The 2,097-nt window shown below is 64.9% G+C and carries 1 pseudogene; it reads left to right on the top strand.

The features are described 5' to 3' along the window. Nucleotides 1–32: 32 nt before the first annotated feature. Nucleotides 33–2,097 (top strand): annotated as a pseudogene (locus ACM9J1_RS14320) (hypothetical protein); the annotation flags it as partial.

Below are 2,097 nucleotides of genomic sequence, written 5' to 3'. Positions count from 1 at the left end.
GCGTGGAGCCGCTCCCTGAATTGGTCCCGCCATTGGCTGCGGACCTCACCCAGTGCGACGCGGACGGGGACGGCTTTGGCCAGTTCGACCTCACGGCGCTTGTCCCGGACATGCTCCAGGGCGCGCCGGGCATCACGGTGAGCTTCCATGAGACCCTTGCCGATGCGCAGGGCGGGGGCAACGCCCTTGCGAGCCCTTACCAGAACATAGTGGCCTTCCTCCAGCCGCTCTACGTGAGGGCCCAGAACACCCTGACGGGATGCTGGAGCGTGATGATGATCGAGCTGCGTGTGATCCCATCGCCGGTGGTGCCACCACTGGATGACCTGAGCCAGTGCGACACGGACGCCAACGACCAGGACGGCCTCTCGGTGTTCGACCTTACGGGCCAGGAGCAACTGATATTGAATTCCCAGGTTGGGCCCGCCGCGGGTTACGTGGTGAGCTACCACACCAGCCAGGCCGATGCCCAGCAGGGGATAGGCCCTATCGTGGGTGCCACGGCCTATGCCAATACATCCAACCCGCAGACCATCTGGGTACGGGTTGAAGGCATCGCGGGCGGCTGTGCGAACGTGGGCAGCTTCACGTTGAACGTGAGCACGCCGCTTGCCCTTACCACACCGTCCCAGCTGAGCATCTGCGATGACGGCCCGACCTCTGCGCTTCCGCAGGCGGTCTTCGATCTGACGCTGAAGGACAATGAGATCACGGGCGGTGCCCTGGGCTATACGGTGAGCTACTATGAGACCCAGGCCGATGCGCTTGCCGATACCGATGCCATCGCCGACCCGGGCGCCTACACCAACATCGCCAACGCCCAGACGCTTTTCGTTGCCGTGAAGGGCCCTGCGCCGTCGTTCTGCCGCAGCTTCACGACCCTGACCATCAGGGTGCTTCCGATACCGGTCCCGCTCACGGCGGACATCCCGGTTCTTGAGGCGTGCGACGACAATGCCCCCGTGGGCACGGAGCTCTTCGATCTGACCCAGAACGAGTCCTACATCCGCGACAACGATCCGCAATTGGGCTTCGGCTACTATACGACCCTTGCCGCGGCGCAGGCCGGTGACACCACTGCGGCGGGCTACATCGGCACCCCGACGGCCTTCGAGGCCGGTACCGGCACGATCTACATCCGCGTGGAGCGCACCTCCGAGGCGGACTACCAGGGCGATTTCTGCTACGTGATCGTGGAGCAGCCGGTCGTGGTGAATCCGCTTCCCGCACTTGTTGCGGCCGATGCGGTGGGCTGCGATTCGAGCGGTACGGGATCGCTCACCTATGGATATACCCTTAGCGACTATAACGCCCTACTCCTTGCCCCGGGCCAGGATGTGGCGGACTTCACCTTCGCGCATTACCTCAGCCTTGCCGACGCGCAGGGCGGTGTGGGCCAGCTCCCTGACGGATATACCGGATCGGACGGGCAGGTGCTCACGGTGAAGGTCACCGACATAGCCACCGGCTGCATCGCCTACGTGGAGCTCACCTTACGTGTGCGTGCCGGTGCCAGCGCGGCCAACGCGACTGCGGCGGCCGTGTGCGACACCGACAGCGACGGGTTGATGGACGTGGACCTGACGCAGTTCGATACCACGGTGCTCGGCGGGCAGGCCCCGGCGCAGTTCACCGTGGCCTATTTCGCGACGATGGCCGATGCCCTTGCGGGCACGGGGGCGCTTACCAGCCCGTACAACATGTCCAGCGGGACGCTCTATGCGGTGGTGACCAACAACAATACGGGCTGCCGCTCCACGGTGGCCACGGTGGGGGTCTCGATAGAGCCGCTGGTGGATATCGACATCGCATCGGCGACCTCGGACGGCATCTCCAACTCGATATGCGTGGACTTCATCACCGGTGCGCTGATCTCGGGGCTTACCCTTGAGAGCGGCCTTCCGGATGACGGCACCTATACCTTCCAGTGGAGCCTTGGCGGTGCGGACATCGCCGGTGCGACGGGATCCACCTACACCATCACCGATCCGGCGGGCTTCGGGGATTATTCGGTGAGGGCGACCACGGCCCTGGGCTGCGTCTCGGTGTCTGACACCTTCACGGTGGTGCAGGCCGGCCCGGCCTCGATAGCGGCGG

The organism is Flavobacterium longum, assembly GCF_965137575.1.
Taxonomy (GTDB): domain Bacteria; phylum Bacteroidota; class Bacteroidia; order Flavobacteriales; family Flavobacteriaceae; genus Flavobacterium; species Flavobacterium longum.
Note: the sequence above shows the minus strand (reverse complement) of the source record. Positions and strands in the feature narration are given on the sequence as shown.